Origin of the sequence: Nocardia sp. NPDC058705 (assembly GCF_042749305.1) — a bacterium.
Classification (GTDB): Bacteria; Actinomycetota; Actinomycetes; order Mycobacteriales; family Mycobacteriaceae; genus Nocardia.
Genome location: NZ_JBHYRN010000004.1, coordinates 288498 through 301929, shown reverse-complemented (window position 1 = coordinate 301929; position 13432 = coordinate 288498). Strand labels below are relative to the sequence as shown.

Here is a 13432-nt window from a genome sequence, read left to right as displayed (position 1 = left end):
TAACGATGACAACCACTACCCTCTGGCGGCCGACCGGTCCCACCGAGCTGGCGCTGGTGGCTGAATCCGGGTGGCGCGCATGGCCGCCGCGGCTGCCGGACCAGCCGATCTTCTACCCGGTTCTCAACGAGGCCTACGCGGTGCTGATCGCTCGCGATTGGAATGTGCCCGCGTCCGGCGCCGGTTACGTCACCCGATTCGAAGTCCGAACCGACTACCTCGACAACTACGACGTACAGCAGGCCGGTGGTCGCGACATCCTCGAATACTGGATCCCCGCAGAGGATCTCGACGAGTTCAATCGCCACATAGTCGGCTGGATCGAGGTCGTCCGCAGGTTCCCAGCGGACGCGCCGCTTCCTGACCGGCCGTGAACATCCGGCATTTTCGTACAATTCGTCCCCGTTCAGTCAGTTTTCTGACTGGAACGCCGCGAATTGTACGAAAATGCCGGGCTCCCTCCGAGATTGCCCGAGTTCGGCGCAGAGGTCAGGCGGCTCGGTCGGGGACCATCGCCGCGCGGATGGATGCGACCGTGGTCTGCGGGTCGTCGGCCCAGAACGCAACGGTGCTCGCGGTGAAGTCGCCGTGTGGGGTGTGGAAGGTTCGCGGGTCGATCAGGTCGATGCGGATGTTGGTCGAGCTGCCGAGGATGACGGCCAGGGTTGTGTCGTTGAGGCCGGTGAGCTGCAAGGTTTTTGGGCCGTCGTAGGCGCGGAGGTCATTGCGGACGGCGCGGATGTCGGCCAGTGGGAGGTCGAGGGCGACTCGGCGTAGGTAGCGCACGCGCAGGTGTTCGTCGGTGAGCAGGTGGGGATACATGTGGTGCGCGGCCAGCATGCCGGCCATCCACAACAGTCCCCAGGCGCCGAGTATCAGGGCGATGAGCTGGACCGGTGGCCACGGGATGAGCAAGTGGACGGCGGGGATCTCCACGGCGCTGATCACCAGGAATGCCCAGAAGAATGCCGATACCGCACCCGCGTAGCGGATCGGGGTGCCGCCCGCGATGTCGGGTCTGCGGGTGAGGGCGCGCGCGAGGCTCACCCAGATGTCGATTTCGAGTCGGACGAAATGTCGTGGGAGCTGGGTCAGCGGGCGCATCGGACCCTCCTTTTCAATACACTTGCATTGTAAAGACGGGTAGCGCCGCAATACAAGTGCATTGTGAAAAGATGAGCCCATGCCCAAGCAGGTGGATCACAGCTCTCGACGCGCGACGATCAGCGACGCCGTGATGCGGCTACTCGCCCGCGACGGGCTGGAGTCGATCAGCCTGCGTCATGTCGCCGCCGAGGCAGGGGTTTCCGCGGGTCAGGTGCAGCACTATTTCCCCAGCAAGGAGGCGATGATGGAGTTCGCGACCACCACCATCGCCGAACGGATCGCCGCCCGCATCACCGCCGCGGGCCCGGACCCCGACCTACACCAGATCCTCACCGCGCTCCTGCCCACCGGCCCGGAATCGGCCGCCGACGCCCGCGTCCTGATCGGCTACCTGGCCTTCGCCTCGGTCCGCCCCCACATCGCCGAAACCCTCGCGACCAACGGTGTGGGCTTCCGCGACCACATCGCCGCCATGATCACCGACCACCCCGACCCCACCGCCGCCGCCGAATCACTCCTCGCACTACTCGACGGCCTCGCCCTGCACGTCACCATCGGCCAACTCTCCCAGGAGAAGGCGCAGGCCCTGCTCACCGCCGCGATCGATGAGACGCAGGGCACGCCGTCGGCGCGAAGCACGCAGCCACCGAAGTAGCTTGATCGCAACCCGTTCCGCACCGACGTCGACCCAGCCGCCGATCGCGACGAATCCCGGGCCGCAGGCGTCGAGCCGATCGGCAGCCCCGGTTTTCAGGGCTACCGGTCGGTCGGTTCACACGGAATCATTCCTGTGGCCCGCTCTGTGGCAACACTTTTCGAACTTGGGAGACAGCGTATCGATCGGAAAAATTGTCATGGCCGGGATGACGGTCGTGGCGCTGGGAGCTTTGGCGCCCGCCACCGCCATGGCCGCGCCGACCGTAGCCGCACCGGTCGCGGACAGCGGTAGCGCCGATGCGACCAGCGGGAGCGCCACCCTGGCGATGTTCATCGAGGAACTGTTCAAGCCGTGCCCGTTCAGCAGCACGGTGTGCCCGGCCACCGACAACTGAGCAACCCGGCCGAATTGCCCCGCCGCGTCCTGCGACGGGGCAATCGTCGTGTCAAACCACGCTTTTCGCGTCCGCGGGCCGTTTCAGACGCGAATTCCGGCCGCGCGTTCCGCGACCGCGGTGGCGGTGTCGGCCATCACCAGCTCCGCGTTGATCTGCGCGCCGGCCATCGCACCGGCTGCCGCGGCGGCGCCGACCTGGGCGGTGGGATCGGTGGCGTTGCCCGCGATCCAGACGCCGGGGACCGAGGTGCGGCCGACCGGGTCCGCGGGGATGTGGTCGCCGATGCCCGCGGGGTGGGGTTCGGGGGTGAGGCCGAGGCTTGTCAGGAAGGTGGCGCGGGTGTTCATTCGCGGGGCCACCACCACGGCATCGCGCTCGAGGACGGTGCCGTCGGCCAGGCGGATTCCGGTCAGATGGTCGTCGGCGAGTACCTCGACGACCTCACCCTCGACGATCCGAACACCCCGTGCCGCAAGCTTTTCCGCGTCTTCGGCGTTCAACGCGTCCGACGTATGAGTCAGGAACACGATGTCATCGCTGAGCTGGGTGAACAGCAGCGCCTGGTGCACCGACATCGGCCCGCTCGCCAGCACCGCGATCCGCTGATCGCGCACTTCCCAGCCGTGGCAGTACGGGCAGTGCAGCACCTCGTTGCCCCACCGTTCGCGCAGTCCGGGAATCTCGGGCAGCACGTCGCCCAAACCGGTGGCGATCAGGATGCGCCGGGCCCGCACGGTTCGGCCGTCGGCCAGCGTCACCCGGAAGTCCGCGGGATTCGCCGCCCCTGCGACGCGATCGACCGCGACCACCTCGCCCGACACCACCTGCCCGCCATACCCGCGCACCTCGGCACGCCCCACCTCGAGCAGCTCCAACGGCGACATCCCCTCGCGCCCCAGCAGTCCGTGCACCCCCTGAGCAGGTGCGTTACGCGGTGAACCCGCGTCGATCACCAGCACCGAGCGCCGCGACCGCGCCAGCATCAGCGCTGCGTTCAGCTCGGCGGCGCCGCCACCGAGCACCACCACGTCGTACGAATCGTTCAGTTGCGTCATCTCGACCTCCTTCGAGATTCCACAGTGCCCCCGAGCACAAATACTGGCAACCTTATTTGCCGATATGGCAAACTGGAGTCATGGACGACCTCGACCAAACCCTCGACTCGGTCGGCCCCCGCCTGCGCACCCTGCGCAAACAGCGCCAGACCACCCTCGCCGACCTCTCGCAGGAAACCGGCATCTCGGTGAGCACCCTGTCGCGCTTGGAATCCGGCGACCGCAAACCCACCCTCGAACTTCTGCTCCCCCTCGCCAAGGCGCACGGCGTCACCCTCGACGAACTCGTCGACGCCCCACCCACCGGCGATCCGCGCATCCACATGCGCCCGACCACCCGCCACGGCATGACGATGATCCCGCTCACCAAACGCGCGGGCGGTATCCAGGCTTTCAAGATGATCATCGCCCCCGGCGCCCGCGATCGGCCACAGACGCCGCAGGTACACGAGGGCTACGAGTGGCTCTATGTCCTCAACGGTCGCCTACGCCTGATCCTCGGCGACAACGACCTCGTCATCAGCCCCGGCGAGGCCGCCGAATTCGACACCCATATCCCGCACTGGTTCGGTGCCGCCGACGAGCAATCCGTCGAGTTCATCAGCCTTTTCGGCAAACAGGGCGAGCGCGCACATCTGCGCGCCCGCCCCAAGAGTGCCGATTAGCCGAGAGTGAAGACGGCGTGTCCGGCGAGCTGCTCGAACTCCTGATGTTCGGGCAGGGACTCGTCGGTGGTCACGATCCAGGCCTCGACCCGACCCTTGCCGGGCCCGGTGCCGAACCCGACGATCACCCCGTCGGGTGCGTAGAGGACCTCGCCGTTCTCCACCGGATGCGACTGCCCGTTGGTGACCCCGGTGTCGAGATTGCGGAAGCGCACGGCCACCTGATATCGCTGGCAGAAGTCCCCGGTCTGGGTGATCTTCACCCGAACGCCGAAGACCCCGGACTGGGGCTGCGGCACGGTCTGGGCGTTGATGATCGCCGCGCAGTTGGCGCCGGGCGTGCGGCTGAGGTTCGGGGTGAAGGTGACCACCGGATCGGAGGGCAGGGCGGTGGCCGGGCCGGAGAGGCCGACCAGGGCGGCGGCAGCGGTGACGACCACGGCCGAGAATTTGCGAACAGTGTTGTGTGTGAGAGTCATGCCCTGTTCGTCGTGCCGGACACCCCTGCCGTTAGCCATCGCAATGGTCTCGATTCGGCAACCAAATCTCCACTGCCACAATATATTTGGCGCCAAGGAAACCATGGGCACGCAGCAGCGAAGGGCAGTGCAACCCATCAGTTGTTCGCGACGCGCCCAGCGGTCCGTTAACCGGGATTCAGCCCTGTAGCGCAGCGATCAGCGCCGGGCTCAACGTCAGCGCGGGCAACGACTCCACCAGCAGGTCGACCAAGGCCTCGCGACTGATCGGCTTCTCGACGATCCAGATCAGGATGGTCTCCTCGACGAACGCGATCCAGCCACGAATGGCCATGGCGAGCCGGGCGAGTTCGGCGCCCTCGGGCGGCAGCGGCAGTTCGCTGATGATGAGATCGGCGATGGCACCACGGGTTTGGTCGACGTAGCCGGCCATATCGGGGGTGACGCTGGCCGGCCCGCGCAGCACCGAGCGGTAGGGCGCGGAGTGCTCGGTGACGTAGTCGACGTAGCGCTCGATCGAGTCGCGCAGCATGTCGAACAGCCCCAGTTCGCGATTGGGCATGACCGCGGTGAAGAACTCGGTGCTCACGTGCCGGGCGATCGCCTCGTGGAATTCCTGCTTGGAGGCGAAGTAGTGGAACAGCAGCCCGCGCGAGATACCCGCCAACTTGGCGATGTCGTCGACCGAGATCCCCTCGAGGGGCCGGTCGACCAGCATCTCGGCGCCGAGGGTGATCAGCTGCAGCCTGCGCTCCTCTGGACTGAGGCGCACACGCTTGGTCTCTCCCGCATTCCTGGTGCTCACAACGGCCATCCTAACCACTACTGAATATGATTCAATAGCTGTTGACTCCGTCTCAATAAGACCGTATTCTGCTTTACATGAGTCGCAAGGTTACAGACAAAGTTGTCGAACCCCGAGCAGACGCCCGCCACGCGAAGACGATCATCGTCGGTAGCGGGTTCGCCGGCCTCGGCATGGCCATCCGCCTGCGTCAGCAGGGCCGCGAGGACTTCCTCGTGCTCGAGCGGGGCAGCGATGTCGGCGGCACCTGGCGCGACAACACCTATCCCGGTGCTGCCTGCGACGTGCCTTCGCACCTGTACTCGTACTCGTTCGCGCTGAACCCGGACTGGACGCGCTCGTTCTCCAAGCAGGGCGAGATCCAGAGCTACATCAAGTCGGTCGCCGCGCGCCACGACGTGCTCGACAACCACATCTTCGACTGCGACGTGACCAGCATCCGCTGGAACAACGACACCGCCCGGTGGGAAATCGGTTCCAGCCAGGGCGAGTTCACCGCCGACACCGTGGTCTCGGCCATCGGCGCGCTGTGCGAGCCGTCGCTGCCGGATATCAAGGGCATCAACGACTTCGAGGGCGAGATCTTCCACTCCGCCCGCTGGAACCACGACGCCGACCTCGCGGGCAAGCGCGTCGCGGTGATCGGCACCGGCGCCTCCTCGATCCAGATCGTGCCCTCGATCGCGAGCGAGGTCGCCTCGCTCGACGTCTACCAGCGCACCGCGCCGTGGCTGCTGCCGCGCATGGACCGCCCCTACCTGCTGCCCGAGCGCCTGGCGTTCAAGCACATCCCCGGCTTCCAGCGTCTTTCGCGCGCGGCCATCTACGCCATCCGCGAGACCCAGGTCGTCGGCCTGACCAGGCTGCCCGTGCTGATGAAGGCCTTCGAGGGTCTCTCGCGCGCCAAGCTGCAGATCGAGATCCGCGATCCCGAACTGCGCAAGAAGGTCACCCCGAACTACCGGATCGGCTGCAAGCGCATGCTGATCTCCAACGAGTACTACCCCGCGCTCGACCGCGACAATGTCGACGTGATCACCGACGGCATCGCCGAGGTGAAGTCGGGCTCGATCGTGACCAAGGACGGCACCGAGCGCGAGATCGACGCGCTGATCGTGGCGACCGGCTTCCACGTCACCGACTCCCCGGTCTACGAGACGGTGTACGGCCGCGACGGCCGCTCGCTGTCGGAGGTGTTCGACGAGGTGGGCCAGCAGGCGTACAAGGGTTCGTCGGTCGAGAACTTCCCGAACATGTTCTTCCTGGTCGGCCCGAACGTGGGCCTCGGCCACACCTCGATGGTGTACATGATCGAATCGCAGATCAACTACGTCGCCGACGCGCTCGCCACCATCGATGCCGAGGGCCTGCGCACGGTGGAGGTCCGCAAGGATGTCCAGCAGACCTACAACCGCGAACTGCAGGACAAGCTCGCCAAGACCGTCTGGAACACTGGTGGTTGTGCGAGCTGGTATCTGGACAAGCACGGCAACAACACCACCCTGTGGCCCGATTTCACCTTCCGGTTCCGCAGTCTGACAAGACAATTCGATGCCGATGCCTACAATGTGACAACCTCTGCCGCCTCGCGCGCAGACGATCAGAAAGTGGTAGCTCAGTGAGCAAAGATGCTTACTTCACGAACAAAGTCTGCGTGATCACCGGAGCCGGTTCCGGCATCGGACGCGCGCTGGCCGAGAACCTGGCCGCCCGTGGCGCCAAGCTCGCGCTCTCCGACATCGACGCCGAGGGCCTGGCCCAGACCGTCGCTTCCTGCGAGAAGCTGGGCGCGCAGGTCAAGTCCGACCGGCTCAACGTGGCCGAGCGCGAGGCGTTCCTGCTCTACGCCGATCAGGTGAAGGCGCACTTCGGCGTCGTGCACCAGATCTACAACAACGCGGGCATCGCCTACCACGGTGACGTGATCAAGACCGAGTTCAAAGACATCGAACGCATCATGGATGTGGACTTCTGGGGCGTCGTCAACGGCACCAAGGCGTTCCTGCCGATGCTGATCGAGTCCGGCGACGGCCACGTCGTCAACGTCTCCAGCCTCTTCGGCCTGGTCACCGTTCCCGGCCAGGCGGCCTACAACTCGGCCAAGTTCGCCGTTCGCGGCTTCACCGAGGCGCTCTACCAGGAGATGAAGGTCGCCAAGGCGCCCGTCAAGGTCACCTGCGTGCACCCCGGCGGCATCAAGACCGCGGTCGCCCGCAACGCCACCTACGCCGAGGGCATGGACGGCGCCCAGGCCGCCACCCTGTTCGACAAGTACCTGGCGATTCACTCCCCCGAGATGGCCGCGCAGACCATCACCGAGGGTGTGCGCAAGGGCCACGCCCGCGTGCTGATCGGCTGGGAGGCCAAGGTGCTCGATGTGAGCGTGCGCTTCCTCGCCTCCGGCTACAACCGCATCTCGGCCGTGATCAACGGCCGCTTCATGCCGAACTGACAGACCAGGAAACGCCATGCGCGAGTTCAAGATTCCGCTGCCGATCGTGCGCGCGGTGCTCGACCCGGTCTACCGGGTGACCCTGCACGCACGGATGCCGGTCGCGGTGCAGCGCGTGCTGCTCGACGTCGCCTCCCGGCTGCAGCTGATGCCCGACGGTTCCGTCGTGCAGCACCTACAGCTGGGTGGCCGCCCGGCCGAGCGCGTGATCGCCGAAACCGCCATTCCGGGTTCGCGTACCCGGGCGGTCCCGCCGGAACGTGCCGCAGGGGCGATCTTGTACCTGCACGGCGGCGGTTACGTGGTCGGCTCGCTGGCCACGCACCGGTCGCTGGTGGCCAGGCTCGCGCTCGAGACCTCGTGCGCGGTCTATTCGCTGGACTACCGGTTGGCGCCGGAACACCCGTTCCCGGCCGGTCTCGACGACGCCGAAGCCGCGTTCCTGGAACTGGTCGGCAATGTCGGCTACCGACCCGATCAGATCTGTCTGGCCGGTGACTCGGCGGGCGGCGGCCTGGCGATGGCACTGGCCCAGCGACTGATCGAACGGCACCAGATGACGCCCGCCGCACTGGGCCTCATCGCACCGTGGGTGGACCCCACCGAGGTGCCGGGCAAGGACCGCGACCTGGTGATCAACCGGGCGTGGTCACAGGCGTGCGCCGCCTACTACCTCGGCGACGCCGCCGCAACCGAAGTGGGTTACGCCCCGCTCTCGGGAGACCTGATCGGCCTGCCGCCCACCTATGTGCAGGTCGATGTGAGCGAACTCCTGCACGACCAGTGTTGCAAGCTCGTCTCAGCCCTGCGTGGAGCCGGAGTGCACGTCCGCTTCACCGAAACCCGCGGCCTCTGGCACGTCGCGCAACTGCAAGCCGCGCTGGTCACCGAGGCAGCGTTGGCACTCAGCGAACTCGCAGAATTCCTGCGAGAAGCAATACAGCCGGTATCGATCGACGACTTACGATAAAGCCTGGTGACGGGCAATTCGGGCGGCGATATCGCGACCCGGCCGAACGTGTCGTAGATTACTGGCGAGTAGAACCCACTGGAAGGGCACAGATGCGAGAGTTCGAAGTTCCGGCTTCCTACACCATCCCGGACGATGCGAACAATTCCGACAACGTCTTCCGCTTCGCGCAGGAGACGCCGAACACGGTTTTGTTCAACGTCCCGAACGGCAGCGGCGGCTGGAATGACGTCACGGCGGCACAGTTCGAGAAAGCCGTCACCGGCGTCGCCAAGGGCTTGATCGCCTCCGGCATCGAGCTGGGCGACCGCGTCGCGATCATGTCGGCCACCCGCTACGAGTGGACGCTGCTCGACTTCGCGATCTGGGCCGCCGGCGGCGTCACCGTCGCGATCTACGACAGCTCGGCCGCCGAGCAGGCCAAGTGGATCCTGCAGGATTCCGAGACCAAGCTGCTGGTCGTCGAGAACGCCAAGCACCGCGCCACGATCGACGAGATCGAGGCAGGTTCGCTGCCCGCGCTCGCCGAGACCCTCGAGATCGACAAGGGCGCGATCGCCACCCTGACCGAGCGTGGCGCCGAGCTCGACGATTCGGTCGTGCACGAGCGTCGCAAGCAGGTCGGCGCGGCCTCGCCCGCGACCCTGATCTACACCTCGGGCACCACCGGCAAGCCCAAGGGCGTGCAGCTCACCCACGCGAACCTGTGGGCCGAATCGCGTTCGGGCGGCATCGAACTCAGCTCGTTCGTCTCCGAGGGTCAGAAGACCCTGCTGTTCCTGCCGCTGGCGCACGTGTTCGCCCGCGCCGTCGCGCTGATCGCCTTCGATTCCAAGGTGACCATCCGCCACAGCTCGGACTGGACCACGCTGGTCGAGCAGTTCGGCGAGTTCAAGCCGGACTTCATCCTCTCGGTGCCGCGCGTGTTCGAGAAGGTGTTCAACTCCGCCAAGCAGAAGGCGCACGACGCGGGCAAGGGCAAGATCTTCGACGCCGCCGCTGACGTGTCGATCGCCTTCAGCACCGCACTGGAGACCAAGGAGGGCCCGAGCCTGGCCCTCAAGGTCAAGCACTTCGTGTTCGACAAGCTGGTCTACAGCAAGCTGCGCGCGGCCCTCGGTGGCCAGTGCCTGGCCGCTGTGTCCGGCGGTGGCCCGCTGGGCGCGCGTCTGGGCCACTTCTTCCGTGGTGCGGGCGTGACGATCTACGAGGGCTACGGACTCACCGAGACCACCGCCGCGTTCACCGTCAACACCCCGCAGTTCATCCGGGTGGGCTCGGTCGGTCGCCCGATCCAGGGCCACGCGGCCAAGATCGCCGACGACGGCGAGCTGCTGCTCAAGGGCTCGGTCGTGTTCGACGGCTACTGGGGCAACGCCGAGGCCACCGAGGAATCCTTCGTCGACGGTTGGTTCAAGACCGGCGACCTCGGCGCCATCGACGCCGACGGCTTCGTCACCATCACCGGTCGCAAGAAGGAAATCCTGGTCACCGCGGGCGGCAAGAACGTCTCTCCCGCCGTGCTCGAGGACTCTCTGCGCGCGCACCCGCTGATCAGCCAGGTCATGGTCGTCGGTGACGGTCAGCCGTTCATCGGCGCCCTGATCACCCTCGATCCCGAAGCCCTGCCGGGCTGGAAGGATCGCAACGGCGTCGCCGCCGACACCGCGATCGAGACCCTGATCGAGAACGAGGCGCTCGTCGCCGAGGTGCAGGCCGCGATCGACGAGACCAACAAGAAGGTCTCCAAGGCCGAGGCGATCAAGAAGATCCGTATCCTCCCGGTCGATTGGACCCAGGAGGGTGGCGAGCTCACCCCGAAGATGTCGCTCAAGCGCGCCGTCGTCATGAAGCAGTACGCGGGCGAAGTAGACAAGATCTACTCCTGATCCTCGCTGTACGAAAGGCCGGTTGCTCTTGTGGCAACCGGCCTTTCGGCTTCTCTAGAGTCGTTGTGCAGCGAATTGTGCTGCGGTGACGGTCATTCCGTTGATGCCATAGAGGGTGTGCAGTGCATTGGGTTGGGCCAGTGGGGAACCGTCGCAGATGTTGTCGGCCTGGATGCACAGGTCGATGGTCTTGTCCCGGTAGGCCGTGCCCAGCGATACCGCGGGTGCTTCGGCGTCACGCATGAACCGATCCGACGGTTTGCCGAACAGCACGACCGCCGCGACATGCTCGGCCACCTCGGGTGCCATCGGCTCGGGCAGATACCGCTCGTACTCCGGCGGCACACCCTCCGGCACGTCGCCGTCGGTGGCGAACCCGGCGACCGCCGCGCCCTGCGAGTATCCGCCGAGGACGATCCGGGTGCCGGGGCAGTTGGTCGCCACGTACTCGACCCGCCGCTGCGCATCGTCGATCCCCTGCAGGACGGTGTGCGCGAAGCCGAGCCGGTCGGCGAAGTCGCTGCTCGCCGGGTAGTCGACCCCGTACGAGCCGACCGAACGTCCACCGGCGTTGGCGCGCAACGCTTCGACGAACGACAAGCCGGTGAGGCCGAGCGCGCCACCGGGCTCCGCGGTCCCGCGCGCGAACACCACCTCGATGTCGGAGCACGGCGCGGCGGTGGCGGAGTGGATGGGCGATACCAGGGGAATCGCGGCTGCCATCAAGACTGCAGACACGAATCGTGGAAGAGAACGTGCTGTCATGCCGCGCAGACTACCGACCGCCGCCGCTCACCAGCGCTTTCACCACCGGCGCGCCGCCATGGGTATGCCGCCTCAGGCCACGCTCATCTGCCTCGATCGCAGCACGCGCAGGCCGGCGATGGCGATCGCGATGTCGGCCGTGATCTCGAAAAGTGCTGCGAACCAGGAGAATCCGGTGACTCCGGCGCTGGGTGAGGCGTTGATGAAGCTGTCGCTGAGTGGGCCGAACCAATCCGGGAGCAGGTGCACGATCGTGAAGCCGGCCGCGCTGGCGAAGCCGATGAAGACAGCGGCACGGGCGCCTTCGCGATGGCCGCGGAACACCAGCAACACGGTGAACAGCGCGAAGAGGAGTTGCAGGGTGCCGAGGGTGTTGACCAGGGCTGAGGTCGCGTCCATGCCGCGACGCATGTGGTCGGCGCCGTGCACCAGGAGGGCGACGGTGAAGACCGCGGCGGTGACGCGCAGTGTCTGTTCGGGTGATGTCTCGGTCATGTTGCCTCCTGCCGAGGGTGGACTTCCTACTACACAGTGTAGTTTTCAGCGGGTGTTCGCGGGAGGGTTCGGCCGTCACGAGTTGGTCACCGACGTAGGCTCGGTTGATGGTGTTCTTGCGGGCGGTGGCCGGGGTCGTGGCCGCGGCACTGGTGCTCGGTGTTGCGGAGTTGGTCGCGGTGTTCGCCGGGGTCGGTAGCGCGCCCGCGTACGCGCTCGGTGCGACCGTTGTCGACCACACGCCCGACGGACTTCGGGAGTGGGCGATCTCGACCTTCGGGACGCATGACAAGGCCGTGTTATTCGTCTGCATGGGTGTGGTGGCGGTGGTTGTCGCCGGGATCGCCGGGGTGCTGGAACGTAAGAATCGGCCGATCGGGTCGGTGGTTTTCGCGGTGTTCGGTGTGGGAGCCGCGGTGATCGGCGCCGGTCGGATCGGCGGTTTCGCCGGGGCACTCCCCGCGCTGATCGGGACCGCGGCGGGGATTCTCGCGTTGCGCGGACTCACGCGGCGGATCGACACAGCATCCGAACGGTCGGCGGCGAAACATGTTGCGCCGGAATCGAATCCCAGCGGCGCTGAGGAACTCGTTGCGAAGGCCGGGCGGCGGCGGGTGCTCGGTGGGATCGCGGCGACCGGGGTGTTGGCGATCGGGGCCGGACTCGCGGGAAGGTTGCTCGGCGGGGCGCGGCGCGACGTGACGGCCGAGCGGGCGATGGTCGAACTCCCTTCGCCCGCAGCACCTCTGCCCGACTTCCCGCCGGACGCCGACCTACGCGTACCGGGCTTGACCTCGTACATCACCCCCAACAGCGACTTCTACCGTATCGACACCGCGCTGATCGTTCCCCAGGTATCCACAGACACCTGGTCCCTGCGCATCCATGGCATGGTCGAACAGGAGATCACCCTCACCTGGGACGACCTCCTGCGCCGCAACCCGGTCGAGCGCCTGGTCACCCTCGCCTGCGTCTCCAACCCCATCAACGGCGACCTCATCGGCAACGCCCGCTGGCTCGGCTACCGCCTCGACGAACTCCTCGCACAGGCCCGCCCGCTCCCCGACGCCGATATGGTTTTGTCTCACAGCAGTGACGGTTGGACAGCGGGCACTCCCCTCGCGGTCCTCAGCGACGGCCGCGATGCTCTCCTCGCCATCGGCATGAATGGCGAACCCCTCCCGATCCAGCACGGCTATCCTGCCCGCCTGGTGGTCCCCGGCCTGTTCGGCTACGTCTCCGCCACCAAATGGGTCACCGAGCTCGAGATCACCCGCTTCGACAAGGCCACCGCCTATTGGACCCGTCGCGGCTGGTCCGCGCAGGGCCCGATCAAAACCGGCACCCGCATCGACACCCCACGCGGCCGAGGCCGAATGCCGCAGGGCCGCACCGTGATCGCCGGTGTCGCCTGGGCCCAACATCGCGGCGTCACCGGGGTCGAAGTCCAGATCGACGACGGCGACTGGCGCCCCGCCCACCTGTCCACCGAGGTCACCATCGACACCTGGCGCCAATGGACCTACGACTGGGACGCCACCCCCGGCCAACACACCCTCCGCGCCCGCACCCTCGACCCCACCGGCCCCCAAACCGCCGTCTCCCAGGACGTCATCCCCGATGGCGCGACGGGCTACCCCACCCTCACCATCCAGGTGAGCTGAGTGCCACCACCGGCGTAATCACACACTTCGT

General features: G+C 66.6%; 15 protein-coding genes. 9 read left to right on the top strand and 6 right to left on the bottom strand.

Annotated elements, in window-relative coordinates; all coding sequences use genetic code 11:
- Nucleotides 1–5: 5 nt before the first annotated feature.
- The gene (locus ACFW6D_RS08930) at nucleotides 6–374 is read left to right on the top strand and encodes an ADP-ribosylation/crystallin J1 (RefSeq protein WP_379326255.1); all 369 of its coding nucleotides are present in this window, start codon (nucleotides 6–8) and stop codon (nucleotides 372–374) included.
- Between the two features lie 115 nt (nucleotides 375–489).
- Here the strand turns inward: ACFW6D_RS08930 and ACFW6D_RS08925 are convergent, their stop codons facing one another.
- Nucleotides 490–1104 (bottom strand): hypothetical protein, encoded by a 615-nt coding sequence (locus tag ACFW6D_RS08925; RefSeq protein WP_379326253.1) that lies wholly within the window; start codon nucleotides 1102–1104, stop codon nucleotides 490–492.
- Nucleotides 1105–1183: 79 nt separating this feature from the next.
- Here ACFW6D_RS08925 and ACFW6D_RS08920 point away from each other — a divergent pair, with 79 nt between their 5' ends.
- Together ACFW6D_RS08920 and ACFW6D_RS08915 are read left to right on the top strand one after the other, a co-directional pair.
- Complete coding sequence (locus tag ACFW6D_RS08920) at nucleotides 1184–1762, top strand: TetR/AcrR family transcriptional regulator (protein ID WP_379326251.1); 579 nt, start codon at nucleotides 1184–1186, stop codon at nucleotides 1760–1762.
- Nucleotides 1763–1928: 166 nt separating this feature from the next.
- Nucleotides 1929–2159, top strand: coding sequence for a hypothetical protein (locus ACFW6D_RS08915; protein ID WP_379326249.1), 231 nt, complete (start codon nucleotides 1929–1931; stop codon nucleotides 2157–2159).
- Between the two features lie 83 nt (nucleotides 2160–2242).
- On the opposite strand, the gene ACFW6D_RS08910 is transcribed toward ACFW6D_RS08915, so the two are convergent.
- On the bottom strand, nucleotides 2243–3217 hold the full coding sequence (locus ACFW6D_RS08910) for an NAD(P)/FAD-dependent oxidoreductase (RefSeq protein WP_379326247.1): 975 nt from the start codon (nucleotides 3215–3217) through the stop codon (nucleotides 2243–2245).
- Between the two features lie 80 nt (nucleotides 3218–3297).
- Here ACFW6D_RS08910 and ACFW6D_RS08905 point away from each other — a divergent pair, with 80 nt between their 5' ends.
- Nucleotides 3298–3882: a helix-turn-helix domain-containing protein gene (locus tag ACFW6D_RS08905; RefSeq protein WP_379326245.1), complete on the top strand. Its 585-nt coding sequence runs from the start codon at nucleotides 3298–3300 to the stop codon at nucleotides 3880–3882.
- Here the strand turns inward: ACFW6D_RS08905 and ACFW6D_RS08900 are convergent.
- Together ACFW6D_RS08900 and ACFW6D_RS08895 are read right to left on the bottom strand one after the other, a co-directional pair.
- Nucleotides 3879–4361, bottom strand: a complete 483-nt coding sequence (locus ACFW6D_RS08900) for a hypothetical protein (protein ID WP_379326243.1) — start codon at nucleotides 4359–4361, stop codon at nucleotides 3879–3881. The two genes, ACFW6D_RS08905 and ACFW6D_RS08900, sit on opposite strands and share 4 nt — an antisense overlap.
- A 178-nt stretch (nucleotides 4362–4539) precedes the next feature.
- Nucleotides 4540–5175: a TetR/AcrR family transcriptional regulator gene (locus ACFW6D_RS08895; protein ID WP_379326241.1), complete on the bottom strand. Its 636-nt coding sequence runs from the start codon at nucleotides 5173–5175 to the stop codon at nucleotides 4540–4542.
- 68 nt (nucleotides 5176–5243) lie between these two features.
- Here ACFW6D_RS08895 and ACFW6D_RS08890 point away from each other — a divergent pair, with 68 nt between their 5' ends.
- From ACFW6D_RS08890 to ACFW6D_RS08875, 4 genes are all read left to right on the top strand, one after another.
- The gene (locus ACFW6D_RS08890; RefSeq protein WP_379326239.1) at nucleotides 5244–6788 is read left to right on the top strand and encodes a flavin-containing monooxygenase; all 1545 of its coding nucleotides are present in this window, start codon (nucleotides 5244–5246) and stop codon (nucleotides 6786–6788) included.
- Entirely contained in the window at nucleotides 6785–7618 is an 834-nt protein-coding gene (locus ACFW6D_RS08885; RefSeq protein WP_379231278.1) for an SDR family NAD(P)-dependent oxidoreductase, read from the top strand. The genes ACFW6D_RS08890 and ACFW6D_RS08885 overlap by 4 nt, the downstream gene beginning before the upstream one ends.
- Before the next feature lie 16 nt (nucleotides 7619–7634).
- Complete coding sequence (locus tag ACFW6D_RS08880) at nucleotides 7635–8588, top strand: alpha/beta hydrolase (RefSeq protein WP_379326237.1); 954 nt, start codon at nucleotides 7635–7637, stop codon at nucleotides 8586–8588.
- A 92-nt stretch (nucleotides 8589–8680) separates the two neighbouring features.
- Entirely contained in the window at nucleotides 8681–10477 is a 1797-nt protein-coding gene (locus tag ACFW6D_RS08875; protein WP_379326235.1) for an AMP-dependent synthetase/ligase, read from the top strand.
- A gap of 54 nt (nucleotides 10478–10531) precedes the next feature.
- Here ACFW6D_RS08875 and ACFW6D_RS08870 read toward each other — a convergent pair whose 3' ends face one another.
- Nucleotides 10532–11242, bottom strand: coding sequence for a cutinase family protein (locus tag ACFW6D_RS08870; protein WP_379326233.1), 711 nt, complete (start codon nucleotides 11240–11242; stop codon nucleotides 10532–10534).
- Between the two features lie 72 nt (nucleotides 11243–11314).
- The gene (locus tag ACFW6D_RS08865) at nucleotides 11315–11737 is read right to left on the bottom strand and encodes a hypothetical protein (protein WP_379326231.1); all 423 of its coding nucleotides are present in this window, start codon (nucleotides 11735–11737) and stop codon (nucleotides 11315–11317) included.
- 107 nt (nucleotides 11738–11844) lie between these two features.
- Between ACFW6D_RS08865 and ACFW6D_RS08860 the strand changes: the two genes are divergently transcribed.
- On the top strand, nucleotides 11845–13401 hold the full coding sequence (locus ACFW6D_RS08860; protein ID WP_379326230.1) for a molybdopterin-dependent oxidoreductase: 1557 nt from the start codon (nucleotides 11845–11847) through the stop codon (nucleotides 13399–13401).
- Nucleotides 13402–13432 lie beyond the last annotated feature (31 nt).

Excerpts from the sequence above, each read along its gene's own strand:
- ACFW6D_RS08890 (WP_379326239.1), top strand. The coding sequence starts at position 5,244 with ATGAGTCGCAAGGTTACAGACAAAGTTGTCGAACCCCGAGCAGACGCC.
- ACFW6D_RS08865 (WP_379326231.1), bottom strand. The coding sequence starts at position 11,737 with ATGACCGAGACATCACCCGAACAGACACTGCGCGTCACCGCCGCGGTC.
- ACFW6D_RS08880 (WP_379326237.1), top strand. The coding sequence starts at position 7,635 with ATGCGCGAGTTCAAGATTCCGCTGCCGATCGTGCGCGCGGTGCTCGAC.
- ACFW6D_RS08920 (WP_379326251.1), top strand. The coding sequence starts at position 1,184 with ATGCCCAAGCAGGTGGATCACAGCTCTCGACGCGCGACGATCAGCGAC.
- ACFW6D_RS08900 (WP_379326243.1), bottom strand. The coding sequence starts at position 4,361 with ATGACTCTCACACACAACACTGTTCGCAAATTCTCGGCCGTGGTCGTC.
- ACFW6D_RS08895 (WP_379326241.1), bottom strand. The coding sequence starts at position 5,175 with ATGGCCGTTGTGAGCACCAGGAATGCGGGAGAGACCAAGCGTGTGCGC.
- ACFW6D_RS08930 (WP_379326255.1), top strand. The coding sequence starts at position 6 with ATGACAACCACTACCCTCTGGCGGCCGACCGGTCCCACCGAGCTGGCG.
- ACFW6D_RS08925 (WP_379326253.1), bottom strand. The coding sequence starts at position 1,104 with ATGCGCCCGCTGACCCAGCTCCCACGACATTTCGTCCGACTCGAAATC.
- ACFW6D_RS08870 (WP_379326233.1), bottom strand. The coding sequence starts at position 11,242 with ATGACAGCACGTTCTCTTCCACGATTCGTGTCTGCAGTCTTGATGGCA.
- ACFW6D_RS08875 (WP_379326235.1), top strand. The coding sequence starts at position 8,681 with ATGCGAGAGTTCGAAGTTCCGGCTTCCTACACCATCCCGGACGATGCG.
- ACFW6D_RS08910 (WP_379326247.1), bottom strand. The coding sequence starts at position 3,217 with ATGACGCAACTGAACGATTCGTACGACGTGGTGGTGCTCGGTGGCGGC.
- ACFW6D_RS08860 (WP_379326230.1), top strand. The coding sequence starts at position 11,845 with ATGGTGTTCTTGCGGGCGGTGGCCGGGGTCGTGGCCGCGGCACTGGTG.
- ACFW6D_RS08905 (WP_379326245.1), top strand. The coding sequence starts at position 3,298 with ATGGACGACCTCGACCAAACCCTCGACTCGGTCGGCCCCCGCCTGCGC.